At 53.4% G+C, this 567-nt stretch carries 1 protein-coding gene; it reads right to left on the bottom strand.

Features of this window, described 5'->3' with window-relative positions; genetic code table 11:
- Positions 1 to 70: 70 nt before the first annotated feature.
- A complete protein-coding gene (locus tag PMI23_RS28500; protein WP_007914179.1) occupies positions 71 to 439 on the bottom strand; it encodes an endonuclease domain-containing protein in 369 nt (122 codons plus the stop codon).
- Between the last annotated feature and the right edge of the window lie 128 nt (positions 440 to 567).

Below are 567 nucleotides of genomic sequence, written 5' to 3' on the forward strand. Positions count from 1 at the left end.
GCAAAGCAATTTCAGGTCGACGGAAATTACGAGCATCTCCCGGTCAGTCCCCTCTCCCTCTGGGAGAGGGTTAGGGTGAGGGCAATCTTCGAACTGCCGCAATTCGTATGATCTGCTCCAGTACTTCATCCATCTGCTGAAGTACCTCCAGATTACTGAAACGCACGACTTCAATAGCCTTTTGATTCAGATAGCGTGTCCGGCGTTGGTCATGAATCACTTCTCGCGTTTCATAGTGCTGACCACCATCCAGTTCAATCGCCAATTTCAGCTCGGCACAGTAAAAATCCAGCACGTAAGGCGGGCACGGAAACTGCCGACGAAATTTCAGATTGGCGATTTGGCGAGAGCGGATTTTTTGCCAGAGCAGGTGTTCGCAGTCGGTTTGGTTAACGCGTAACTGACGAGCGAACTGGGCTAGGGTGGGGCGAGTTTGCATGCTTCACGATCCTTGTGAAGTTGGTTGGATATTTCACTGTAGCCGAGAACCCTCACCCCAGCCCTCTCCCGGAGGGAGAGGGGGCCGACCGAGGTGTCTGGCGTGGTACATCGACCTGACAGACCGAG

Origin of the sequence: Pseudomonas sp. GM24 (assembly GCF_000282235.1) — a bacterium.
In the GTDB taxonomy this organism is placed as follows: Bacteria; Pseudomonadota; Gammaproteobacteria; order Pseudomonadales; family Pseudomonadaceae; genus Aquipseudomonas.

Coding starts and splice junctions, on each gene's coding strand:
- PMI23_RS28500 (WP_007914179.1), bottom strand. CDS start 439: ATGCAAACTCGCCCCACCCTAGCCCAGTTCGCTCGTCAGTTACGCGTT.